Origin of the sequence: Rhodococcus sp. 14-2496-1d, assembly GCF_002259365.1 — a bacterium.
GTDB lineage: Bacteria > Actinomycetota > Actinomycetes > Mycobacteriales > Mycobacteriaceae > Rhodococcoides.
On record NZ_NPFV01000016.1, the window covers coordinates 1 to 19,674 of the forward strand.

General features: G+C 65.3%; 19 protein-coding genes. 7 read left to right on the forward strand and 12 right to left on the reverse strand.

Features of this window, described 5'->3' with window-relative positions; genetic code table 11:
• Positions 1 to 80, reverse strand: an 80-nt coding sequence (locus tag CH296_RS28590) for a sugar phosphate nucleotidyltransferase (protein ID WP_143546339.1), incomplete at its 3' end; no start/stop codon positions are given.
• A 150-nt stretch (positions 81 to 230) separates the two neighbouring features.
• Between CH296_RS28590 and CH296_RS10915 the strand changes: the two genes are divergently transcribed.
• Together CH296_RS10915 and rfbB are read left to right on the forward strand one after the other, a co-directional pair.
• A complete protein-coding gene (locus tag CH296_RS10915; RefSeq protein WP_179273158.1) occupies positions 231 to 749 on the forward strand; it encodes a maleylpyruvate isomerase family mycothiol-dependent enzyme in 519 nt (172 codons plus the stop codon).
• A 276-nt stretch (positions 750 to 1,025) separates the two neighbouring features.
• Positions 1,026 to 2,030 carry a dTDP-glucose 4,6-dehydratase gene (rfbB, locus tag CH296_RS10920; RefSeq protein ID WP_094681701.1) on the forward strand — a complete coding sequence of 335 codons (1,005 nt, stop codon included), beginning with the start codon at positions 1,026 to 1,028 and terminating at the stop codon, positions 2,028 to 2,030.
• Positions 2,031 to 2,038: 8 nt separating this feature from the next.
• Here rfbB and CH296_RS10925 read toward each other — a convergent pair whose 3' ends face one another.
• The 5 genes from CH296_RS10925 to CH296_RS10945 are packed head-to-tail and all read right to left on the reverse strand — an operon-like array spanning position 2,039 to position 7,593.
• Positions 2,039 to 2,875, reverse strand: coding sequence for a glycosyltransferase family A protein (locus CH296_RS10925; RefSeq protein WP_094659090.1), 837 nt, complete (start codon positions 2,873 to 2,875; stop codon positions 2,039 to 2,041).
• Positions 2,872 to 3,339, reverse strand: a complete 468-nt coding sequence (locus tag CH296_RS10930; protein WP_032395526.1) for a GtrA family protein — start codon at positions 3,337 to 3,339, stop codon at positions 2,872 to 2,874. Before CH296_RS10930 ends, CH296_RS10925 begins: the two co-directional genes overlap by 4 nt.
• Entirely contained in the window at positions 3,336 to 4,277 is a 942-nt protein-coding gene (locus tag CH296_RS10935) for an NAD(P)-dependent oxidoreductase (protein WP_094684712.1), read from the reverse strand. Before CH296_RS10935 ends, CH296_RS10930 begins: the two co-directional genes overlap by 4 nt.
• Complete coding sequence (locus tag CH296_RS10940; protein WP_179273022.1) at positions 4,274 to 5,326, reverse strand: glycosyltransferase; 1,053 nt, start codon at positions 5,324 to 5,326, stop codon at positions 4,274 to 4,276. Before CH296_RS10940 ends, CH296_RS10935 begins: the two co-directional genes overlap by 4 nt.
• Before the next feature lie 14 nt (positions 5,327 to 5,340).
• Positions 5,341 to 7,593 carry a hypothetical protein gene (locus CH296_RS10945; protein ID WP_094684713.1) on the reverse strand — a complete coding sequence of 751 codons (2,253 nt, stop codon included), beginning with the start codon at positions 7,591 to 7,593 and terminating at the stop codon, positions 5,341 to 5,343.
• 149 nt (positions 7,594 to 7,742) lie between these two features.
• Between CH296_RS10945 and CH296_RS10950 the strand changes: the two genes are divergently transcribed.
• The 4 genes from CH296_RS10950 (at position 7,743) to CH296_RS10965 (ending at position 12,981) form a co-directional block, all read left to right on the forward strand.
• Positions 7,743 to 9,545, forward strand: coding sequence for an amidohydrolase family protein (locus CH296_RS10950; protein WP_094646477.1), 1,803 nt, complete (start codon positions 7,743 to 7,745; stop codon positions 9,543 to 9,545).
• On the forward strand, positions 9,542 to 10,147 hold the full coding sequence (locus CH296_RS10955; protein WP_094684714.1) for a TetR/AcrR family transcriptional regulator: 606 nt from the start codon (positions 9,542 to 9,544) through the stop codon (positions 10,145 to 10,147). The genes CH296_RS10950 and CH296_RS10955 overlap by 4 nt, the downstream gene beginning before the upstream one ends.
• Entirely contained in the window at positions 10,144 to 10,977 is an 834-nt protein-coding gene (locus CH296_RS10960) for an alpha/beta fold hydrolase (RefSeq protein WP_094684715.1), read from the forward strand. Before CH296_RS10955 ends, CH296_RS10960 begins: the two co-directional genes overlap by 4 nt.
• Positions 10,978 to 11,088: 111 nt before the next feature.
• On the forward strand, positions 11,089 to 12,981 hold the full coding sequence (locus tag CH296_RS10965) for a glycosyltransferase (RefSeq protein ID WP_094684716.1): 1,893 nt from the start codon (positions 11,089 to 11,091) through the stop codon (positions 12,979 to 12,981).
• Here CH296_RS10965 and CH296_RS10970 read toward each other — a convergent pair whose 3' ends face one another.
• The 5 genes from CH296_RS10970 to CH296_RS10990 all read right to left on the reverse strand — a co-directional run bounded on the left by CH296_RS10970 (position 12,982) and on the right by CH296_RS10990 (position 17,146).
• Positions 12,982 to 13,845 carry a TylF/MycF/NovP-related O-methyltransferase gene (locus tag CH296_RS10970; RefSeq protein WP_094684717.1) on the reverse strand — a complete coding sequence of 288 codons (864 nt, stop codon included), beginning with the start codon at positions 13,843 to 13,845 and terminating at the stop codon, positions 12,982 to 12,984.
• A gap of 52 nt (positions 13,846 to 13,897) precedes the next feature.
• A complete protein-coding gene (locus CH296_RS10975; protein ID WP_094631897.1) occupies positions 13,898 to 14,800 on the reverse strand; it encodes a glycosyltransferase in 903 nt (300 codons plus the stop codon).
• The gene (locus CH296_RS10980; RefSeq protein ID WP_045198036.1) at positions 14,793 to 15,632 is read right to left on the reverse strand and encodes an ABC transporter ATP-binding protein; all 840 of its coding nucleotides are present in this window, start codon (positions 15,630 to 15,632) and stop codon (positions 14,793 to 14,795) included. Before CH296_RS10980 ends, CH296_RS10975 begins: the two co-directional genes overlap by 8 nt.
• Before the next feature lie 11 nt (positions 15,633 to 15,643).
• Positions 15,644 to 16,480: an ABC transporter permease gene (locus tag CH296_RS10985; protein ID WP_179273032.1), complete on the reverse strand. Its 837-nt coding sequence runs from the start codon at positions 16,478 to 16,480 to the stop codon at positions 15,644 to 15,646.
• A gap of 81 nt (positions 16,481 to 16,561) precedes the next feature.
• The gene (locus tag CH296_RS10990) at positions 16,562 to 17,146 is read right to left on the reverse strand and encodes a bacterial proteasome activator family protein (protein ID WP_094684718.1); all 585 of its coding nucleotides are present in this window, start codon (positions 17,144 to 17,146) and stop codon (positions 16,562 to 16,564) included.
• A gap of 176 nt (positions 17,147 to 17,322) precedes the next feature.
• Between CH296_RS10990 and CH296_RS10995 the strand changes: the two genes are divergently transcribed.
• Positions 17,323 to 18,528, forward strand: a complete 1,206-nt coding sequence (locus CH296_RS10995; RefSeq protein WP_032395644.1) for a cysteine desulfurase-like protein — start codon at positions 17,323 to 17,325, stop codon at positions 18,526 to 18,528.
• A gap of 75 nt (positions 18,529 to 18,603) precedes the next feature.
• Here the strand turns inward: CH296_RS10995 and CH296_RS11000 are convergent, their stop codons facing one another.
• A complete protein-coding gene (locus CH296_RS11000; protein WP_094631898.1) occupies positions 18,604 to 19,593 on the reverse strand; it encodes an NAD(P)H-quinone oxidoreductase in 990 nt (329 codons plus the stop codon).
• Positions 19,594 to 19,674 lie beyond the last annotated feature (81 nt).

Below are 19,674 nucleotides of genomic sequence, written 5' to 3' on the forward strand. Positions count from 1 at the left end.
GGGACCAGCTGCTTGCTGACGCCCATCGTGATCGGATGAAGACGCGAGCCCGTGCCGCCCGCCAGAATGATTCCCCGCATGACGGCGAAGTCTTCCAGACCCTCCGATCACCCGCTCGCTTGTGCCGCTCCGTTTCCGCGCGCGATGTGGAATCCGCCTCTAAACTTCGTCCTGCCCCGCAGCTGTGGGGAACGGGACCGACTGACCACCGAGAACCGAGGACAAGCCACGTGACGACGACGAACCAGATCGCCACCGGTATCGATCAGGTCACCGCTCTGCTCTCCACAGTGACCGAAGCCGAACGCGCATCGGCGACGCCCTGCACCGAGTGGACCGTCGCTGACCTGACCGATCACCTGGTGAACACCGCTGCCAACCTGGTGACCATGGCTCGGGGTGGAGATATCGACTGGTCAGCGTCACCCGAGTCGTCCTCGGATCCGATTCCGCTGTGGACCGAGCGGACTCGCGAACTGCTGGCCGAGATCGACGCAGGTTCGCCGCTGCCGCTCGGCATGGTTGCCGCGGAACTCTCGGTGCACGCGTGGGATCTCGCGACCGCACTCGGTCGCGGCACCGATGATCTCGACCAGACCGTGCCCGAGGAGGGGATGGTGTTCATGTCGGCGAACATGACCGACGAACGGCGCGGTGGTGCCTTCGATCCAGAGCAACCGGCACCCGACGACGCGAACGCGTACGAGCGTTTGGCGGCTTTCGCCGGCCGCACTGTCCGAGGCTCCTGACAGTTCCGACGGCCGATCACTCAACCGAGTTGGCGACATCGGCCTACGTGATTCGGTAGGGCCGACACGGCACTCCCTCGTACGGTTCGGGCACTTCCGGTGCCAGCTGCGGGATTGCCCACATGAGGCCGAACAACAGCGCTATCGATGTCGCGAGACGAACAAGAATCTTCCCCAGACCCATCCGATTACTACTCCCCCGAAGTCGAGCAGAAGCTAGCACGCGTGGCAGACAAGATCGGCCCGCACGAGCATCCCCCGGTAAAGTGCCTGTTCATGAGAATTCTCGTCACGGGTGGGGCCGGGTTCATCGGCGCGAACTTCGTACATCAGACCCTCGCGCAGCGTCCCGATTCCCAGGTCACCGTGCTCGACAAGCTCACCTACGCCGGTAACAAGGCTTCCCTCGATCCGGTGGCCGATCGAATCGAGTTCGTGCACGGCGACATCGCCGACGCCGATCTCGTCGACCGCCTCGTGCGCGAGACGGACCTGGTCGTGCACTTCGCCGCCGAATCCCACAACGACAACTCGTTGACCGATCCGTGGCCGTTCGTGCACACCAACGTCATCGGTACCACCACCTTGCTCAATGCGGTCCGCGAACACGACGTCCGCTACCACCACATCTCCACCGACGAGGTCTACGGCGACCTCGAACTCGACGACCCGGCGCGGTTCACCGAGTCCACTCCGTACAACCCGTCGAGCCCGTACTCGTCCACCAAGGCGTCGAGTGATCTGCTGGTGCGGGCCTGGACGCGTTCGTTCGGCGTCCGCTCCACCATCTCCAACTGCTCCAACAACTACGGTCCGTACCAGCACGTGGAGAAGTTCATTCCGCGTCAGATCACCAACATCCTCAGCGGCTCCCGGCCCAAGCTCTACGGGGCAGGGCAGAACGTGCGCGACTGGATCCACGTCGACGATCACAACAGCGCCGTCTGGGCCATCATCGACGGCGGCCGCATCGGCGAGACCTACCTCATCGGAGCCGACGGCGAAGCGAACAACCGCACCGTCCTCGAAGCGATTCTCGAAGAGACCGGCAACGCACCCGACGCCTTCGACTTCGTCACCGACCGCCCCGGCCACGACCTGCGTTACGCCATCGACTCGACCAAGCTCCGCACCGAACTGGGTTGGACGCCAACGTATGTCGACTTCCGTGCCGGCCTGAAGGCGACCATCGACTGGTACCGCGAGAACGAGCAGTGGTGGCGACCGCAGAAGGACGCCACCGAGGCCGTCTATGCGGCGAAGGAGTCGGTCCTGCCCTGAAGCAGGGCCTAGCTGCTGCGCGACATCCGGTGGCGCAGCAGCAGGTACACCGCGCGACGCATGAACGACGTCATCAGTGCCTTGGCGTTTCCGATGCGAACGTCGTTGTCGGACAACAGGCTCGGGTCGCTGGCCTGTAGTGAGCGGTGGAAGTCGGCGGCCTGACGTGCCTGCTGCGTCGCAAGCTCCACACTCCACTGCCCCGAGTTGATGCGGAACGATGCCAGTGGTCGGGGAATTGCCACGATGTCGCCGCGGAGCGCGACAGCGATGAACGTGGCCTGATCGATCAGGTAGGGATGGCTGTTGTCCCACAGCCCGATTTCGCGGAGCTCCGCGAGCTTCATCATGACGCCGCCGGGTTCGCCGAAGATGTTGGCGCCGGCTCGGACTGCGGTTCGCGCGGCAACTCGACCCGAGACCGTTCCGTGCAGGCCGCCGAGCCCGCGGGCGGCGATCACCGTCTTGCCGTAGGCGTCGATCAACGTCCGCTGAGAGGCGACCAGAACGGCGGTCGGGTTGTCGTCGAATGCCTGGACCTGAGTCGCCAACGCGGTGGGCGCGATGGTGTCGTCGCCGCAGACGAGTTTGATCAATTCGCCGGTGGCCTCTTCGGTGACCCGATTCCAGTTGGCCTGCGCGCCGCCACCGGCCGGGGTCGTCAGCACACGAATACGCGGGTCGTCGAATTTCTGCGCGACGGCGAGGGTGTCGTCGGACGACGAATGATCGGCGATGACCAGCTCGAAGTCCGTGAAGGTCTGGGCGAGAATCGAATCGATGGTCTCGGCCAGGTACTCGGCGTTGTTGTACGCCGGGACGACGACGGATACACGGGGTGTCATGGTGTGGGGGCCTGGCTCTTTCTGCGGAACGAGAAGTCGCGGTAGCCGAAGAAGCTGACGACTGCCATCACTGCTGTGACGACCAATTGTGAAGGGATGGGCGGGAAGTGGAAGACGGATACGGCGATCGTCATCAGAGAGATGTTGGCGACGAACGCGCCGAAGTTCACGACGAAGAAGCGCAGCAGATCGCGTAGGAAGTGCCCACGCACGCGGAACACCAGGTATCGGTACATCGCGAACGCGCACAGCACGTTGCAGAGGTAGCCGAGCACGATCGCGGCGTGATATCCGTATCGCTCACCGATCAGCAACTGCCACAAGATGAACCACGCGGTACCCAGTGCAGTGTTGACGCCACCGACGAGCAGGAACGCGATCTTCTGATTCTTGACGATGCGCATCAGCGGCCCCGGTGCGCCGTTCATCCCGGCCGGGGGAGCGGGGGTCTGTGGTTCGGTCATCGACCGACCCCCAATGCCTCACGGGTCGCGAACAGTGTGGAGGCGATTCCTGCGGGCAACGTGCGGTGCGTTCGACGATCGATCTGCGGCCAGACCGTCGAGCGCAGTCGGAGATCGCGACCTTGGAACACCGCGAGCGGCGACGCCGCCAGCACCACGTTCGGTCGACGGCGGAACACCGTCCGGCAGGCTCCGAGGATCGAGCCGATGGTGACGGCCTCACCGGAGGCGAAGATCTTGATCGTCGGCGAGTGTCGTTGCGTGGCAGACATACCGAGGGTGTCGGCGACCATCTCTGCCGCGTCGGACACGTAGAGATAGTCACGCAACGTGTCCATCGGTACGTAGATGGAGACGGGTGAGGCCATGAGGTAGCCCCGGCACAGGTGTGAGATCAGGCCCTGCGGTTTCGCGAGGTTCTGGCCGGGCCCGTAGAGGTTCGCGAACCGCCCGATGGTCACGTTGATCCCGGTGCGTTCACCGAACTCGGTTGCGATGGCCTCGGATTGCAGTTTCGCGAAGCCGTAGTCGCCCAACGGAACCGGCAGTGTCCCTTCGTGATGCGGGGCTCCGGTCGCGCCGGCGTAGACGCCTCCGGCGGACGAAGCGAGGAACACGGTTCCGGTGCCCGCGCGGTCGCCGGCGGCACTTTCGATGCGCGCCGACACGGCTCGGATCAGACCGTTCTCTTCGGCGAATTGCGCTGCGCTGGTTCCGTTCACACCCGCACCGGCGGCCCAGATCACGTTCCACGTACCGTCGGAGAAAGAGTCGAAGAACTCCGAACAGCGCTGCAGCAGAGCTTGTTCGGCAGATTCCCTGTCCGACCACGGAATGGTGCTGGTGTGCACTCGGTGCCCGCGACGACCGGCCTCGCGGGTCACCGCAGCGCCCAGGAGTCCGCCGCTGCCGACGATCCACGTGTGCGTTGCGGTCACGCCGACGGTGTGTTGTCGGTCGACTGTGGAGTTTCGCCTGATCCTGCAGGCGCGGTGCGTCCGAGTGGGCCGTTTCCCGGATCGGTGACGATCAGGTACGGCGGCTTGCCCATGGCCGTCTTGACGTTGACGCCCACGTACTCGGCCACCACACCGAGGGAGAACAGAGTCGCCCCGAACCCGAACAGCAGAATCACCATCGTCGATGCCCAGCCTCGCACCTCGGCACCGGAGTCGAAGACGAAGTACGACACCAGTACGTAGGCCACCAGAATCAGGCCGAGTACCGCGAAGGCGATGCCGATGAAGCTGACCAGCCTCAGGCCCTTGGTGCCGCTCGAGAGCACCATCCGCCAGAAATGCGAGAGCAAGGTGCGCAGGCGGTAGCCCGATCGACGGTCCACCTCTTCGCGCAGCGCCACCGGGCTGGTCGTGACGTCGCCCGCGATCCACCCGAGTGCGATGTCCAGGTACGCCTCCGAACCGGCGTAGGCCGCGACGGAGCGGCCGACCTCACCGAGCACCAGGCGATAGCTCTGATAGTCGACGGTGTTGTCCCCGGCCAGGGCCTTGGCGATCAGCCATTTCGCGCCGCGGGAGGCGGTGTTGCGCCACAGTCCGTGCGGTGCGACGTTGGTGGGCTTGGCGTAGACGACTGTGGACTGCCGGTCGAGGGCGGTGTCGAGCATGCCGCCGATGGCTGCCGGGTCGTGCTGCCCGTCCTCGTCCATCGTGACGATCCATTCGCCGCCGCTGGACGCCATGCCGGCGAGGGTGGCGGGGTGCTGGCCGAAATTGCGACTCAGCCACACTCCACGAACGAACGGGTGCGCAGCGGTCAGCCGCCTGATCACCGCAGCGGAATCGTCGGGTCCGTGATCGAAGACGAGCAGAACTTCCTCGACGATCATCGGCCGCCCGACGGGGGTGTGAGTCACCTGCGTCAACGGAAGGATCTCGTCCATCAACGCACTGAGGGTCCGTTCACCCTGGTAGACCGGCACCACGATGGAAATGCGGTGCGGATCAGCAACAGAATCGTCGGACATCACGAGGGCCTACCCTATCCGTTCCCGCTGTCGCCATCGAACTCCGGCGCGGCAGGGCTTCTGCGTCGTCGCACATCGAGTACCACCAGACCGACCAGCAGCAGCACCCCGCCCGCCATCGCGGCGAGTCCGAGACGTTCGCCGGGCGGCCGGAAGGTGATGTGCAGATCTGCGTTCTCGGTACCGGGCGGCAGGTCGACGTAGAGGAAGATGTCGGCCAAGCCCTTGGCCTGCAGCTCTTCACCGTTCAGGGTCGCGGTGTAGCCGGGCCAGGCCAGACGGGAGAACACGACGCTGCCGCCGTTCGGAGCGCTGACGTCGACGTGCTCGGAGTCGGCGTCGGACGATCGAGGTTCGGCCGTGGCGTTCACGGTCGCGACGACGCGTCCCGACGTGGCGGGAATCAGTCCGTCGACGCGTTCGAGGACGTAGATCTGGCGGGCGGACTCGGGCGTGGGAGCGGTCACCCACTCCCAGCCTGCGGGTGCGGGCCGTGCATTCGCGAGCGGATACTGGTTCTTCTGCAGCACGATTCGATCGAGTTGCATCAGATCGGCGTAGGTCTTGCCGGTGTACGGCTCGATCTCGAACACGCGCCGGAAGGCGTCCTCGCAGGTCGATCCCTCGTGCTCGAAGCACAGCAGGTTGGCGAAGTCGAGATATCCGACCGGGGTGTACGCGTTGACGTAGTCCAGGCCCATGATTTTGGCGGAGTTGCCGTACACCTGGGAGTGCCAGGGCAGCTTGGGGTCGTCGGGTCCGTCGGCCTCGGTCTCGGTGAGCGCACGGCTGCCGAGTTGCAGAGTCGCGCCCTGCCACTGCGGGAACTCGGCCTTGGCCTCGGATTGGGACGCGGGCAGCCACCACTTGTCGAAGGGTGGTTCGTAGGTGGCCACCTGGTACATCGCGACCGGCGCGATGGTCACCAGCAGCAGTGCCGCGGTCGCGCGCGTGGAGAACCGGTGGGCCAACAGCAGGGCGAGTGCTCCGACGAGCAGGATCACCAGCGCAGCGAGGACATGGCGGCCGAAGAACTCCGGGCCCGAAGAACCGGCCCGCAGCAGCAGCACCAGCGTCAACAGGCCGGCGGCGAGCAGCCGGGGCCGTAGCTTGTCGAGAGTGCCGTACCGGCTGATCAGGGTGACCACGAGAATCAGCGCGACGAGGGCGACGAACGGCAGGATGCGGGCGGGCCAGCGGATCGGTCCGATGTCGCTGGGGCCCGCGGTGAAGATCAGGGCGAACGCCAGCATGATCAGCGGGGCTGCCAGCTCGCGCAGAGCCGCGGGTACTCGACGCCATGCGATGAACGCCAGCGCGGGCACCACGAACCAGGCGATGTAGGTGACCGGCGATTCGGTGGTCTCGCCCGCCCAGGATTCGATGCTGGTCACAGCGGTCGGGATGCTCGCGGTGAGCGATTCCGACCACGGTGCCGTCAGGAAGTTGTCGTTGAACGTGCCTTCGTCGCCGCTACGCCAGGTGACCGCCGAGGTGAGCACGCCGGGCAGGAACGTGACGGCCCCGCAGGCCGCGGCGGCGATGCCTACGGCGCACACCTTCACTGCCGGACGCCACAGCCGCTGGAACAGGCGTTCGCCGATCGCGACGGATCCGATCATGACTCCGGCCATCACCGCGGCGTGGACGTATCCCACGCTGATGGCGAGGTAGAGGAAGACGAACGGCACGATGGGGCCGGTGCGGCCGCGGGCGTAGGACACCGAGCTCGCCCACGCGTTCATGATCCACGCGGTACCCATCAGTGCGGTCACCCACGAGGTGTTCTCGAAGAACAGCGTGAAGCCGACGAACGGTGCGCTCGCGCCCGCTACCGCGGCCCAGTTCGCCCGCGCTCCGTAGGCCAGAGCGACGCGAAAGACGCTCCAGGCCAACAGAATCGAGAATCCGAGTTTGACGACCGTGGCCAGCAGCACCAAGTTGTCGATCGACGGCGAGATGTAGTTGATCGCCATCTGCACGGGATTCCACAGGCCGCCCTGGCCCTCGACCGGGTAGTTGCCTGCCATCCACTGATCGAGCACCAGCGAGGGGAAGTGCCCGTCGCGCATGATGCGTCCGAGCTGGAGCCAGTTGGGTACGGCACCCGATTCGGTGTCGTCGATGTAGAAGAAGCGGGGATCGACGCTGAGCACAAGGAGGTAGCCGAGAACGACGACTGCAGCGACCGCTGCTCCCCACGCGAGGCGCTCTCTCCTGCTGTCGGGCAGGGCGGCGCGCGCGATCTGGGTATCCGTGGGGGTCAAGGGTCAACTCCGTGAGTGCGGGCAAAGACACCCGACTGTAGCTCCCGAGGTGTCCGGGAACCGAAACGTCGACGCGTGTGACCCGCAGGTGTTGGCGGACAACCGACTATTGCGAGCGATCACTCTCTAAGTTAGATTGACGTGACACTATGACGGAGGTCACATTGAACTCGAACACTGCTTTCGACGTCGTCATCACCGGCGGCACCGTCTACGACGGGTCCGGCGGTCCCGGAGTGCGAGCCGATGTGGGCATCGTCGACGGTGTCGTGCGGGCCGTGTCGGCCACGCCGCTCGAGGTGGGTCCGGCGACCGAGGTGGTCGACGCCACCGGCAAGTGGGTCACCCCGGGCTTCGTGGACGTGCACACCCACTACGACGCGGAGGTGCTCGTCGGCCCGGGTCTCGAAGAGTCCGTCCGGCACGGGGTCACGACGGTTCTGCTGGGGAACTGTTCGTTGTCGACGCTCTATTCCACTCCGGTCGACATCGCGGATCTGTTCAGTCGGGTCGAGGCGCTGCCGCGAGATCATGTGCTCAAAGCCGTCGATACGCACAAGACGTGGACCAGCCCCGACGAGTACATCGCAGCGCTCGAACGACTGCCTCTCGGTCCCAATATCGCTGCTCTGGTGGGACATTCGGATCTGCGGGCGCACGTGATGGGCTTGGATCGCTCGACCGATCGCAGTCAGCGGCCCACCCGCGAGGAGTGGCGCGCCATGTCGGACGCGCTCGAGCAGGCACTCGATGCCGGACTGCTCGGGATGTCGACGATGACGAACCCGTGGGACAAGTTGGACGGCGATCGGTACCGGTCTCGGTCGTTGCCGTCCTCGTACGCGCGGTGGAGCGAGTTCCGTGCGCTGCACAAGATCCTGCGTCGACGCGGCCGGTTGTTGCAGAGCATTCCGAACCTGAACACCAAGTACGACATGCTGTTCTTCCTCGCCTCGGCCACCGGGATCGGCCGCACTCCACTCAAGATCTCGCTGCTGGCGGCGGCCGATGCCAAGGCGTCGCCGTGGATTCATCGCGTCTTCGGCCCGCTCGCGCGCATGGTCAACGGACCGGGCAAGGGCCAGTTCCGCTGGCAGCATCTGCCCACCACGTTCGACGTGTACTCCGACGGCATCGACCTGGTGGTGTTCGAGGAGTTCGGATCGGGCCGAGCAGCTCTGCATCTACGAGAAGAGTTGGGACGCAACGAGTTGCTCTCGGACGAGGCGTACCGCCGCTGGTTCCGCGCCGACTTCGAGAAGAAGTTCAGCTCACGCGTCTGGCATCGAGACTTCGCCGACGCCGAGATCACCGAGTGTCCCGACGCGTCGGTCGTCGGCAAGAACGTCGCCGAGGTCGCGGCCGAGCGCGGTGTGCACGTGGTGGACGCGTTCCTCGATCTGGTGGTCGAACACGGACGAAAACTGCGTTGGCACACCACGGTGGCGAATCATCGCAAGCGTCAGATGGACAAGCTGATCAACCAGCCCGGGGTGACCGTGGGGTTCTCCGACGCAGGCGCTCATCTGCGCAACATGGCGTTCTACAACTTCGGTATCCGGTTGCTGCACCGCGTGCACGATGCGCAGGGCGATCGCAGGCCGTTCATGACCGTGGAGAAGGCCGTGCACAAGCTCAGCGGCGAATTGGCCGACTTCTACGGTGTCGACGCCGGACACGTGCGGGTGGGTGATCGAGCCGACATCGTGGTGATCGATCCGAATGGGCTGGACGAGGAGGTCCTGGCCTATCGGGAGGAGACCATGCCGGAGTTCGGGGGTCTGAGCCGCATGGTCAACCGTAACGACCGCGCTGTCGCCGCCACTCTGGTCGCGGGCCGAGTGGTGTTCTCCGGCGGCACGTTCGCTCCGTGGTTCGGTGTGTCGGAGCGGGCCGGCAGTTTCCTGCGGGCGGGTACCCCGACGGCTCCTCGTCGCCGGGAGCGTGTGTGAGCCCGAGTCAACAGCAGCGCCGGACCGAGACGATCGGAAAGTTGCTCGACGCGACGATCGCGTCGTTGTGCGAGAAGGGCTATGCCGCAACCAGTGTCAGTGAGATCGTCGGCCGCGCCGGGGTGTCCTCCGGTGCCATGTTCCGGCATTTCGACACCAGGCTCGACCTGATCGTCGCTGCGGCCGACGAGGTTCGCAGACGCCAGTTCGTCGAGTTCCGTCATGGCCTGTCCGGTTTCGGTAGCGCGTCGATCGAACACTGCCTCGAACTGCTCAGGGCTGCGTGCCGAGCCCCGATCAACGGCGCCTGGTACGAGCTCCTGACCGCAGCCCGCACTGACGAAGAGCTGCGAGAGAGGCTGCAGCCCTTCACCGTTCGCTATCACGAACAGATCGCCGAACTCGCTCGCACACTACCGGTCGCAGGCGTGCTCGACCCACGGCATCTCGAGACGGTGATCTTCAGCGTGGTGCATCTGCTCGACGGCGAGGCGTTGGCCGCCGTGGTGCACCCGCAGCCCGAACAGGAGGCCATGCGGCTGAGGATGATTGCGCACCTGTTGCGCGGTGGCACTCTGCATGCCCTGAGCGACGCGGGATGACCCACTGGACGGTGCGCACGCCCGGCGCAGAACTTCCCGTCGTCGAGCACGGGAACCCGGAGGCGCGCTCGACGGTGCTGCTGGTGCACGGCTATCCCGACAACCGCCATGTGTTCGATCCGCTGATCGCCGAGCTCGGCGACCGGGTCCGGGTGATCGCCTACGACACGCGAGGCAGCGGAGCGTCCGCGCTCGAGCCCGCAGCGGACGTGTCCATCGAGCAACTGGCGCGCGACGCCTTCGCGGTGGTCGAGTCGATACCGGGGCTCACCGGGAAGGTCCACGTCTTCGCCCACGACTGGGGGTCGGTCCAGATGTGGGAGGCGATGGCTTCGCCTCGCGCATCCACCGCTTTCGCGTCGTACACGTCGGTATCGGGCCCGAGCCTGGATCACCTGCGGCAGGTGGCGCGGGCGCGGCTGGTGCGACCCCGTTGCTGGCCGTCACTGGTCGAGCAGTTGGCGCGGTCCTGGTACGTCTTCGGGTTCCACGTGCCCGTGCTGGGCAGGCGGGTTCCGGGACTGTTGGCGCGCCTGAACGCCCAGGGTGAGCCGACCCCGACGGCGGCCGACCAGCAGCGCGGCATCGCCCTGTACCGCGCCAACGTGCTCAGGCGTCTGCTCGGCGGACCCGTCCCGCGCTGCGCCGTCCCGACCACCGTGGTCGTCCCGACACACGACCGCATGCTCTCGCCCAATCTCACCGACGGTCTGGATCGATGGATCCCCGACCTGCGCGTCGACCAGGTCGAGGCGGGCCACTGGTGGCCGTACACGCACCCCGTCGACGCCGCTCGCGTGCTGATGGCGAGGGTGCGGGAAGCGGAGTAGACGGCGAGCGTCGGACGGATCGGTCGGGGGCTGTGCAACCATGGTCAGTGGTCTTCTTCTCTCCACGGCCGCACAGAGCCACTACTCGAACTGGATGGGGTACTTCTCGGTATGGACGGCACTGCTCTCGATCGTCTCGGCTCCGCGTCGAATTCGTCGGCTGTTGCCGGCGCTGACGGTGAGCCCGAACTGACAGTCCAGAGACTGCTGTTCGACGGTCCGTCGCCCCTGGTCAGTGCCGATATGTACAGCTCGGTCGGCAAGGGCAACGCCGAGCGCACCCGTACGGGCGTTCGGATCGCCAAGCGCACCGTGGTGCACACCAACAGCTACTTCGGACGGTTCCCGGCCAGCTACTGGCAGCGGTGGACCACCGTCACCGAGGTGGTGTTCCGGGCGAGCGTCGCCGGTGCCGGTCGGATCGATCTGGTGGCCACCGATTACAAGGGCCACGAGCGCACGATGGCCAGTACAACGGTCGATTCCGCGAACGCGTCGACCCAATTGGCCGTTCCCGTCGCCACCACGCAGTTCCTCGACGGCGGTGCGTTGTACGTCCGCTTCACCACGACCTCGACCGAGTTGTCGGTGCAGGACGCGGAATGGACCGTCGCCGCGCCGGAGAAGCTGCGTCCCACCTCGGTGGTGATCTGCACGTTCAACCGCGCCGACGACTGCGCCAACACCGTCGCTGCCATGGCCGACGATCCCATCGCCCTGCTCGGGGTCGACAACGTCTACGTCGTCGATCAGGGCACCGATCAGGTGCAGACGCGCGAGAAGTTCCAGCGCGTCGCGGCGGAGCTCGGCAGCAAGCTCGTCTACATCACTCAGCCCAACCTCGGCGGCGCAGGTGGATTCACCCGCGGGCTCTACGAGGTGCAGGGTAAGGGCGGCGACCCGGCCAATGTGATCTTCATGGACGACGACGTGCTGTGCGAACCCGAGGCGATCGTGCGCATGAACTCGTTCGCCAACATGACCGTCGAGCCGGCGATCATCGGCGCCCAGATGCTGTACCTGTTGCACCCCGATCGCGTGCACGTCGGTGCCGAGGTGGCGAACCTGCAGAAGCTCGAAGCCGGAGTGCACGTCAAGAACGCGATCTCGGACAAGAGTGCGTTCAAGCGCAAGCGTCAGCAGGACGTCCGGGTCGACGCAGGCTACAACGGTTGGTGGTCGTGCCTCATCCCGTCCGAGATCGTCGGGCAGGTCGGCTACCCGCTGCCGCTGTTCTTCCAGTGGGACGACATCGAGTACGGATACCGCTCGCGTGCAAACGGATTCGCCACCGTGACGCTCCCGGGCGCAGCGGTGTGGCATGCCGACTTCGCGTGGAAGGACTGGGACGAGTGGCACCGCTACTTCAACCTGCGCAACGGCATGATCACCGCCGCCCTGCACATCGAACTCGACGGTAAGGCGCTCGCCAAGCAGCTGTTCACCGATCTGCTGCGTTACCTGGTGTCGATGCAGTACGGCATGGCGTACACGCTGATCAAGGCCGTCGAGGACTTCCTTGCCGGCCCCGATTATCTGCTCGACGGCGGAATGGACGCTGCCGGTTCCATCCGGCGCGAGCGCGCTGCCTACGGAGAAACCAAGCGGCACAACGCCAACGACGTTCCGGGTGTGCGTCCGGCGGATATGTTCATCACTCCCGCCGGTCCGCATCCGAAGAAGAGCATGGAGTTCGCGGTCCTGGCCAAGCGCGTGCTCAATCAGTGGCGTGGCACCGTGAATCCGGGCCCGGTCGCCATCTCGGCCGACGATGCCCACTGGTGGCACGTGTCGCTGTTCTCCCACGCCATCGTCACCGATCGCTCGCAAGAAGGCGTCCGAGTTCGCAAGCGCAACAAGGCGCATGCGACCGAACTGCTCAAGCGCGGCGTCACCGCACTCAAGCGTCTGCGCACCGAGACGCCGACGGTCGCCGCGTCCTACCGCGCCGCCGTGCCGCAGCTCACGAGCCGAGAGAACTGGGCTCGCCTGTACGGGCAGTAGCTAGTTCGCGCGGACCTTCGGGGCCGTGCGAATCCGTACGACGACCTGTTCGTTGTCGGCGGTGTAGCCCAGGTAGTCGAACTCCGTGCCGGTGCGTGCGACGAATTCCGTCCACGCCCGGTATTCGTGGTTGCGCCAGCCGGGGAAGTTGAAGTACTCGTCGAACACGATGACGGTGCCGACGGCCAGTCGATCGGCCACCAGATCCAGCACGGTGACCGTCGACGAGTACAGGTCCGCGTCGAGGTGCAGGAACGCCAACTTCTCGTGGTGACCCTTCAGAAAGCCCGGCAGCGAGTCCTCGAACAGGCCGGGGACGATCTGCGCGCCCGGCACTTCGGGGATGGTGTCCTGCTCGAACAGGCCCTTCGGAAAGCCCGTGCGCCACGTCTCGGGTAGGCCGGAGAAGACGTCGAATCCGGCGACGACGGTGATGTCCTTCCGCGCGCTCAATTCCTCGGCGATGATCTCGAGCGTCGTCCCGCTGGCGACGCCGAACTCGAGCGCCATACCGCGAATGGTGACCTCGCCGAGGGCGAAGCGCAGCGTTGCGTGCGGCCGTAGGAACGTCGGAGCCTGCGGCATCATCTCTTCGGCGAATTCTGCGCTCTGGGCGGCGGCTTCGACGTCGGAGGCGTACGGGATGTCCCGACGCATCCGCATCTCGAGACCGCGGATGAACGCGTGCAGATCGTCGATCTCGCGTCGTTGGCGTTCGAGGACGTCGAGCAGTTTCGCCTGCTGATCGCTGGTCTGCTCGGCCAGCTGGGCGGTCTGCTGAGCCAGAACCTCGCCGATCGCTCGTTGAAGCTTCTCCCGTGCCGACGACTTGATGCGATCAGCGAGCTTCCGAGGTTCCGTCATGGGCACACGGTAGCGGTATCACGCGGGTGCGCGCACCCCATGGTGGACGGCTCTACGGTCGACGAAAGTGTTCCCGACGCCCCAGCCCGCGCAGACGGAACCACTCGGCCAGACCCTTCGGGTTGCGGGTGGTGATCAGGAAGAACCAGGTGAAGCGAATCCACTCCTGCGGCAGCAGCTTTCGCATACCTGGCTGTGACATCAGGTAGCCGCGGTTGCGGTAGGTGAAGTAGCGCTTGGTCGCGTCCTCCGGGTACTGCGTGTGCATCCGGCCGCCGAGGATCGGCTTGAACTCCTCGGCCCCGTTCGGGTGGACGTAGGCGGCGGTGAGGCAGGTCCCGAACTTCAGGCCCGAGCGCTGCAACCGACGATGCACCTCCACCTCGTCGCCGCGGACGAACAGACGCAGATCCGGCACACCCACCGCATCGATCGTCGACGCCTTGAACAGAGCGCCGTTGAACAGCGACGCGATGCCTTCGAGAAGATCGTCGTCCGGGTTCGCCGGGTCGATCAATTCGGATCGCAGCCGACGCCATTCGACACCGCGTCGCAGCGGGAAAGCCAATCGGTCCGGATCGGCGATGTCGCAGACGACGGGGGAGACCTCGTCGAGTCCGTGTGTGATGGCGCAGTCGTAGAGAGTCTCGAGTACCTGCGGGCCCTCGGGGCGGCCGTCGTCGTCGGCGAGAAACACCCAATCGGCACCGAGGGAGAGCGCATACAGAATCCCGAGCGCGAACCCGCCTGCACCGCCGAGATTGTGCTGCGAGCCGAGATACGTCGTCGGCAGGTCGATCGACTCCACCAGTTCGCGTACAGCGGGCTCATCGGCATTGTCGACGACGACCAGATGGTCGAGCGGACGCGTCTGCGCGCCGATCACGTCCAGCGACAGTGCCAGCAACTCACGCCGCTTGTGCGTGACGATGACGCCGACGATCTTGTCAGCCACCGGCCGTATCCTCTGGTCGTTCCGCAGGCTTCACTCCTGCGTCCTCCCGCTCGATCTCTTTCAAGATCTGGGCGACGTGGTCTCCCGCGTCATCACCGTCGTACGCCCGCACCACGTCCTCGATCCCGCCCTGTTGGCGAATCTGGCCGTGATCGATCCACATCGCGGTGTCGCACAACTGAGCCAGGAACTCGTTGGAGTGGCTGGCGAACACCAGGATTCCCGAGCGCTTCACCAACTCCTGCAGCCGATGACGCGCCTTCTTCATGAACTCGGCGTCGACGGCTCCGATGCCCTCGTCGAGCAGCAGGATCTCCGGGTCGATGCTGGTGACCACGCCCATCGCGACGCGCACCCGCATGCCCGTCGAATACGTGCGCAGCGGCATGTCCAGGTAGTCACCGAGTTCGGTGAAGTCGGCGATCTCGTCCATCTTCGCGAGCATCTGCTTACGGGTCTGCCCCAGGAACAGGCCGCGGATGATGATGTTCTCGTAGCCGGAGATCTCCGGGTCCATGCCGACGCCCAGATCGAACACCGGCGCGACGCGGCCACGAATGGTGGCGCTGCCCCGCGTCGGCTCGTAGATGCCCGAGAGCAGACGCAGCAGCGTCGACTTGCCCGCACCGTTGTGACCGACCAGTCCGACGCGATCGCCGTCCTTCAGGTTCATCGTGATGTTCTTGAGTGCTTCCACGACGACGACGTCGGAGGAGTTGCGGTCGATCGCGCCACCGGCCTTGCCGAGGAACGCCTTCTTGAGCGACCGCGTCTTGGCGTCGAAGATCGGGAAGTCGACGCACGCGTCATGGGTGCTGATGCTGATGGACAACTCGAATACCCCTAAACCCAGTAGGGCACGCGGGCCCGGTACTTCTTGAGTGCGACGATGGCCAGCGCCCATCCGACGACGGTGAAGCCGAGCACGATGTACCAGTGGTACGCCTGCTGATCCTCGCCGATCAGGGGGGCTCGGATGATGTCGAGGTAGTGGAAGAGCGGGTTGATCTCGACGAGCTTGGCGCGATTCGCAGCCTCACCGCCCATCGACTCGAGTCCCGAGGTGGTCCAGACGATCGGTGTCATGAAGAACATCAGCGTGACGAAGCTGCCGAGGATCGGGGCGATGTCGCGGTAGCGGGTGGCGACGATGCCGAACAGGATCGACACCCATATCGCGTTCAGCAGAATCAGCACCAGCGCCGGGATCGCGAAGACCACGGTCCAGTGCAGACCGCCCTCGGGCCAGAAGATCGCGATGATGATCACGTAGATCAGCATGTTGTGGCCGAGCAGCAGCAGCTGACGCCACACCAGGCGATAGACGTGCACACTCAGCGCGCTGGGCAGCTGTTTGATGAGACCCTCGTTGGCGACGAAGACGTCTCCGCCTTCGAGGATCGCGGCACTGATGAGGTTCCAGATGATCAGACCGACGGTGACGTGCGGCAGGAACGACCGCAGGTCGATGTCCAGGAGTACCGAATACAGAAGGCCCATGGCGATCGCCTGGACACCGGTGGCGATGGTGATCCAGAACGGACCGATCACCGATCGGCGATACCGCTGCTTGATGTCCTGCCAGCCGAGATGCAGCCACAGCTCGCGCTGAGCGAAACCGGTTCTGAGGTCGCCGAACGCGCGCCGATAAGTCTGTGAGTCCGAAACCGGAGCAGGCATCTGTTCTCCTGCCTCGCTCTCGGGATCCTTCGCTGGTGCCGACACGACGGTCGACACTACCTCTTCACAGGTGTCGACTCTTTACAAGTACTGGCCGGTGCCACTACCACCGTGACCTGCGCCACCAGGAGCGCCCATCACGCCGGGAGGCAACGCGCCCTGCCGCATCTGCTCGAGTTGAGCGCGTGCGGCCATCTGCTGAGCGAACAGGGCCGTCTGGATGCCGTGGAACAGGCCTTCGAGCCAGCCGACGAGTTGAGCCTGCGCGATGCGCAGTTCCGCGTCGGTGGGGACCACGTCGTCGCCGAAGGGCAGTACCAGGCGCTCGAGCTCGTCGCGGAGCTCCGGTGCCAGGCCCTGTTCGAGTTCGTGGATGGAGGACTTGTGGATTTCCTTCAGCCGCGTCCGGCTCGCGTCGTCGAGCGGTGCGGCGCGCACTTCCTCGAGAAGCTGCTTGATCATCGTGCCGATACGCATCACCTTCGCCGGCTGCTCCACCATCTCCGACAGGCCGGATCCATCGCCCGATCCATCGTTCGTGGAGGATCCGGCGGCGCGGGCCGCAGCGGCCGTCGCTTCCTCGCGGCTCAGGGCGAGCGGTTCTCCGTTGGGGCCGATCACAACAACGTGGTCGTCGGGCGCACTGTTCGGCTCGGATTGAGTCATATATCCATCTTTACGCCTCGCTCGCCGTTGCGCGATCGTCTGGGGCGATTATCCTGGTTCGGTCGTCGGGAACAAGTGGAGGCCGGGAGGATCGAGCGTGCGAGGTGGGCAACCGTTCCCTGGCGAAACAGGACGTGGAACACATGCTGCACCGGTCGGCGCTTAGAGTGTCCGGCATGGGTTACGACGTCGCGCGAGTGAGAGGGTCCATCCCCTCGCTCGGCGACGGGTGGATTCATCTCGACCCTCAGCTGGGCATGCTGATCCCGGACCGCGTGTCGACCGCCGTGTCCACCGCTTTCCGGCACAGTGCCTCCAACCATTCGGCCGGCAACACCGCGGCCAAGCGCAGCGCAGCTCTACTGGAATCCGCTCGCGTCGCGATCGCCGATCTCGTCGGTGCCTATCCGTCCGGTGTGGTCATCGGTCCCGACCGCGCGACGCTGCTGTCCTGGCTCGCGGATTCGATGAGCTCGCGGCTGGGGCTGGGAACCGGCTTGGTGCTCTCGCGACTGGACGAGGAAGCGAACGTCGCGCCGTGGCTGCGGGTCGCCAGCAGATCCGGCGCGCACGTGCGATGGGCCGAGGTCGAAATCGATACGTGCGAGTTGCCCACGTGGCAGTTCGATGACCTCATCACCTCGACTACTCGGCTCGTCGCGGTCACTGCGGCGTCGCCGATCGTCGGCAGCGCACCCGATGTTCGGGTCGCAGCGGATCTGGTGCACGAGGTCGGTGGGCTGATCGTGGTCGACGCGGCCGGAGCGGCCCCCTACGCCCACGTCGACATCAAGGAACTCGGAGCCGACGTCGTCGCGATCGACACCGCCGCATGGGGCGGGCCGTCGGTCGGTGCGCTGATCTTCCGCGATCCGACGCTCCTGGAACAGTTGCCTTCGATGTCGCTGAACCCGTCGGCGAAGGGGCCTCAGCGGCTCGAGGTCAGCGCGCATCAGTACGCGTTGTTGGCGGGTGTGGTCTCGTCCATCGACTATCTGGCCAATCTCGACGACGCAGCGACCGGGACGCGTCGCGAGCGCCTCGAGCTGTCGATCGGATCCCTGCAGCATTACCACGACGGCCTGTTCGATTACCTGATGAAGGCGCTCGAATCCCTGGACCACGTCATGGTGCTCGGCAATGCGCCGACGCGTATTCCCACCTTGAGCTTCACCGTCGATGGTGTTCCCGCGGTGAAGGTGTCCGAGCAACTCGCGCAGGCCAGAATCGGCAGTGTCAGCGGAGTTCACGGTGGCAGTCGGTTGCTCGACGCACTGGGCGTCAACGACGAGGGTGGTGCCGTCACCATCGGTCTGGCTCCGTACACCACCCGCTACGAGATCGATCAGCTCCAGGCTGCGCTGTCCGCTCTCGCGCTCTAGCGGGAGCGGCTCCGCCGCACGTGCATAGAAGTTCGTAGTGGGCTACGAACTTCTATGCACGACCTGAGGCGCACATCACTGCACGCGCAGGATCACCTTCCCGATGGTCTCGGCCTCGTCGAGCATTCGATGTCCCTGCGCTGCTTCGGTTATCGGGATCTCGGCGTGCACGACGGCAGTGACGCGGCCCTCGGAGATCATCGGCCACAGGTGCGCGGTCATGTCTGCGACGATGTTCGCCTTGCTCGACGGCCCGGTTTCGGGGCGGCCACGCAACCCGGCTGCGTGCACCGAGCCACGCTTGGCGAGGAGTTTTCCGAAGTTCAGCTCGCCCTTCACGCCGCCCTGCATGCCGATGGTGACGACGGTGCCGTCCATGGCCAAGGCGTCGATGTTGCGGTCGAGGTACTTCGCCCCCATGTTGTCCAGGATCAGGTCGGCACCGTGATCCTGTGTCTGTGAACGTATCTCGGTCACGAAGTCCTGGTTCTTGTAGTCGATCAGGATGTCGGCTCCGAGGTCTGCACACATGTCCAGCTTGTACTTCGAGCCGGCGGTGACGGCGACGGTGACGCCCATCTGCTTGGCCAATTGGATTGCGTGCGTTCCGATTCCGCTACCACCACCGTGGACGAGAAGTACCTGGCCCGAGCGCATGTGTGCATCCATCACCAGGTTGGACCACACTGTGGATGCGACTTCGGGAAGTGCTGCTGCCACATGCAGATCGAGGCCCTGCGGGATGGGAAAGAGCTGGGTGGCGGGTACGGCGACCTGCTCGGCGTACCCACCGCCGGCCAACAGGGCGCACACCCTGTCGCCGACGTTCCAATCGCTGACGCCCTCGCCGAGCTCGGAGATGATGCCCGAGCATTCGAGTCCGAGAATGTCGCTGGCACCCGGGGGCGGCGGATAGTTGCCTTGACGCTGCATGAGATCGGCACGGTTGACGGCGGTGGCCGAGACGTCGACGATCACCTGCCCGCGGCTCGGACGTGGGTCGGGAACCTCGGTCCATTCCATGACGTCGGGGTCGCCGAATTCTTTGAGTGTGATGGCACGCATGTCTCCATACTGCGCCTCCGGCGGCAGGAGTGGAGCCTGCGGCACGACCCAGATGAGCAGTGGTGCGGTTAGGTGCCCCAG

Excerpts from the sequence above, each read along its gene's own strand:
- CH296_RS11000 (WP_094631898.1), bottom strand. The coding sequence starts at position 19,593 with ATGCGTGCCATCACACTCAAAGAATTCGGCGACCCCGACGTCATGGAA.
- rfbB (WP_094681701.1), top strand. The coding sequence starts at position 1,026 with ATGAGAATTCTCGTCACGGGTGGGGCCGGGTTCATCGGCGCGAACTTC.
- CH296_RS10970 (WP_094684717.1), bottom strand. The coding sequence starts at position 13,845 with ATGACGGAACCTCGGAAGCTCGCTGATCGCATCAAGTCGTCGGCACGG.
- CH296_RS10965 (WP_094684716.1), top strand. The coding sequence starts at position 11,089 with ATGGACGGCACTGCTCTCGATCGTCTCGGCTCCGCGTCGAATTCGTCG.
- CH296_RS10950 (WP_094646477.1), top strand. The coding sequence starts at position 7,743 with ATGACGGAGGTCACATTGAACTCGAACACTGCTTTCGACGTCGTCATC.
- CH296_RS10940 (WP_179273022.1), bottom strand. The coding sequence starts at position 5,326 with ATGTCCGACGATTCTGTTGCTGATCCGCACCGCATTTCCATCGTGGTG.
- CH296_RS10930 (WP_032395526.1), bottom strand. The coding sequence starts at position 3,339 with ATGACCGAACCACAGACCCCCGCTCCCCCGGCCGGGATGAACGGCGCA.
- CH296_RS10985 (WP_179273032.1), bottom strand. The coding sequence starts at position 16,480 with ATGCCTGCTCCGGTTTCGGACTCACAGACTTATCGGCGCGCGTTCGGC.
- CH296_RS10925 (WP_094659090.1), bottom strand. The coding sequence starts at position 2,875 with ATGACACCCCGTGTATCCGTCGTCGTCCCGGCGTACAACAACGCCGAG.
- CH296_RS10995 (WP_032395644.1), top strand. The coding sequence starts at position 17,323 with ATGGGTTACGACGTCGCGCGAGTGAGAGGGTCCATCCCCTCGCTCGGC.
- CH296_RS10960 (WP_094684715.1), top strand. The coding sequence starts at position 10,144 with ATGACCCACTGGACGGTGCGCACGCCCGGCGCAGAACTTCCCGTCGTC.
- CH296_RS10990 (WP_094684718.1), bottom strand. The coding sequence starts at position 17,146 with ATGACTCAATCCGAGCCGAACAGTGCGCCCGACGACCACGTTGTTGTG.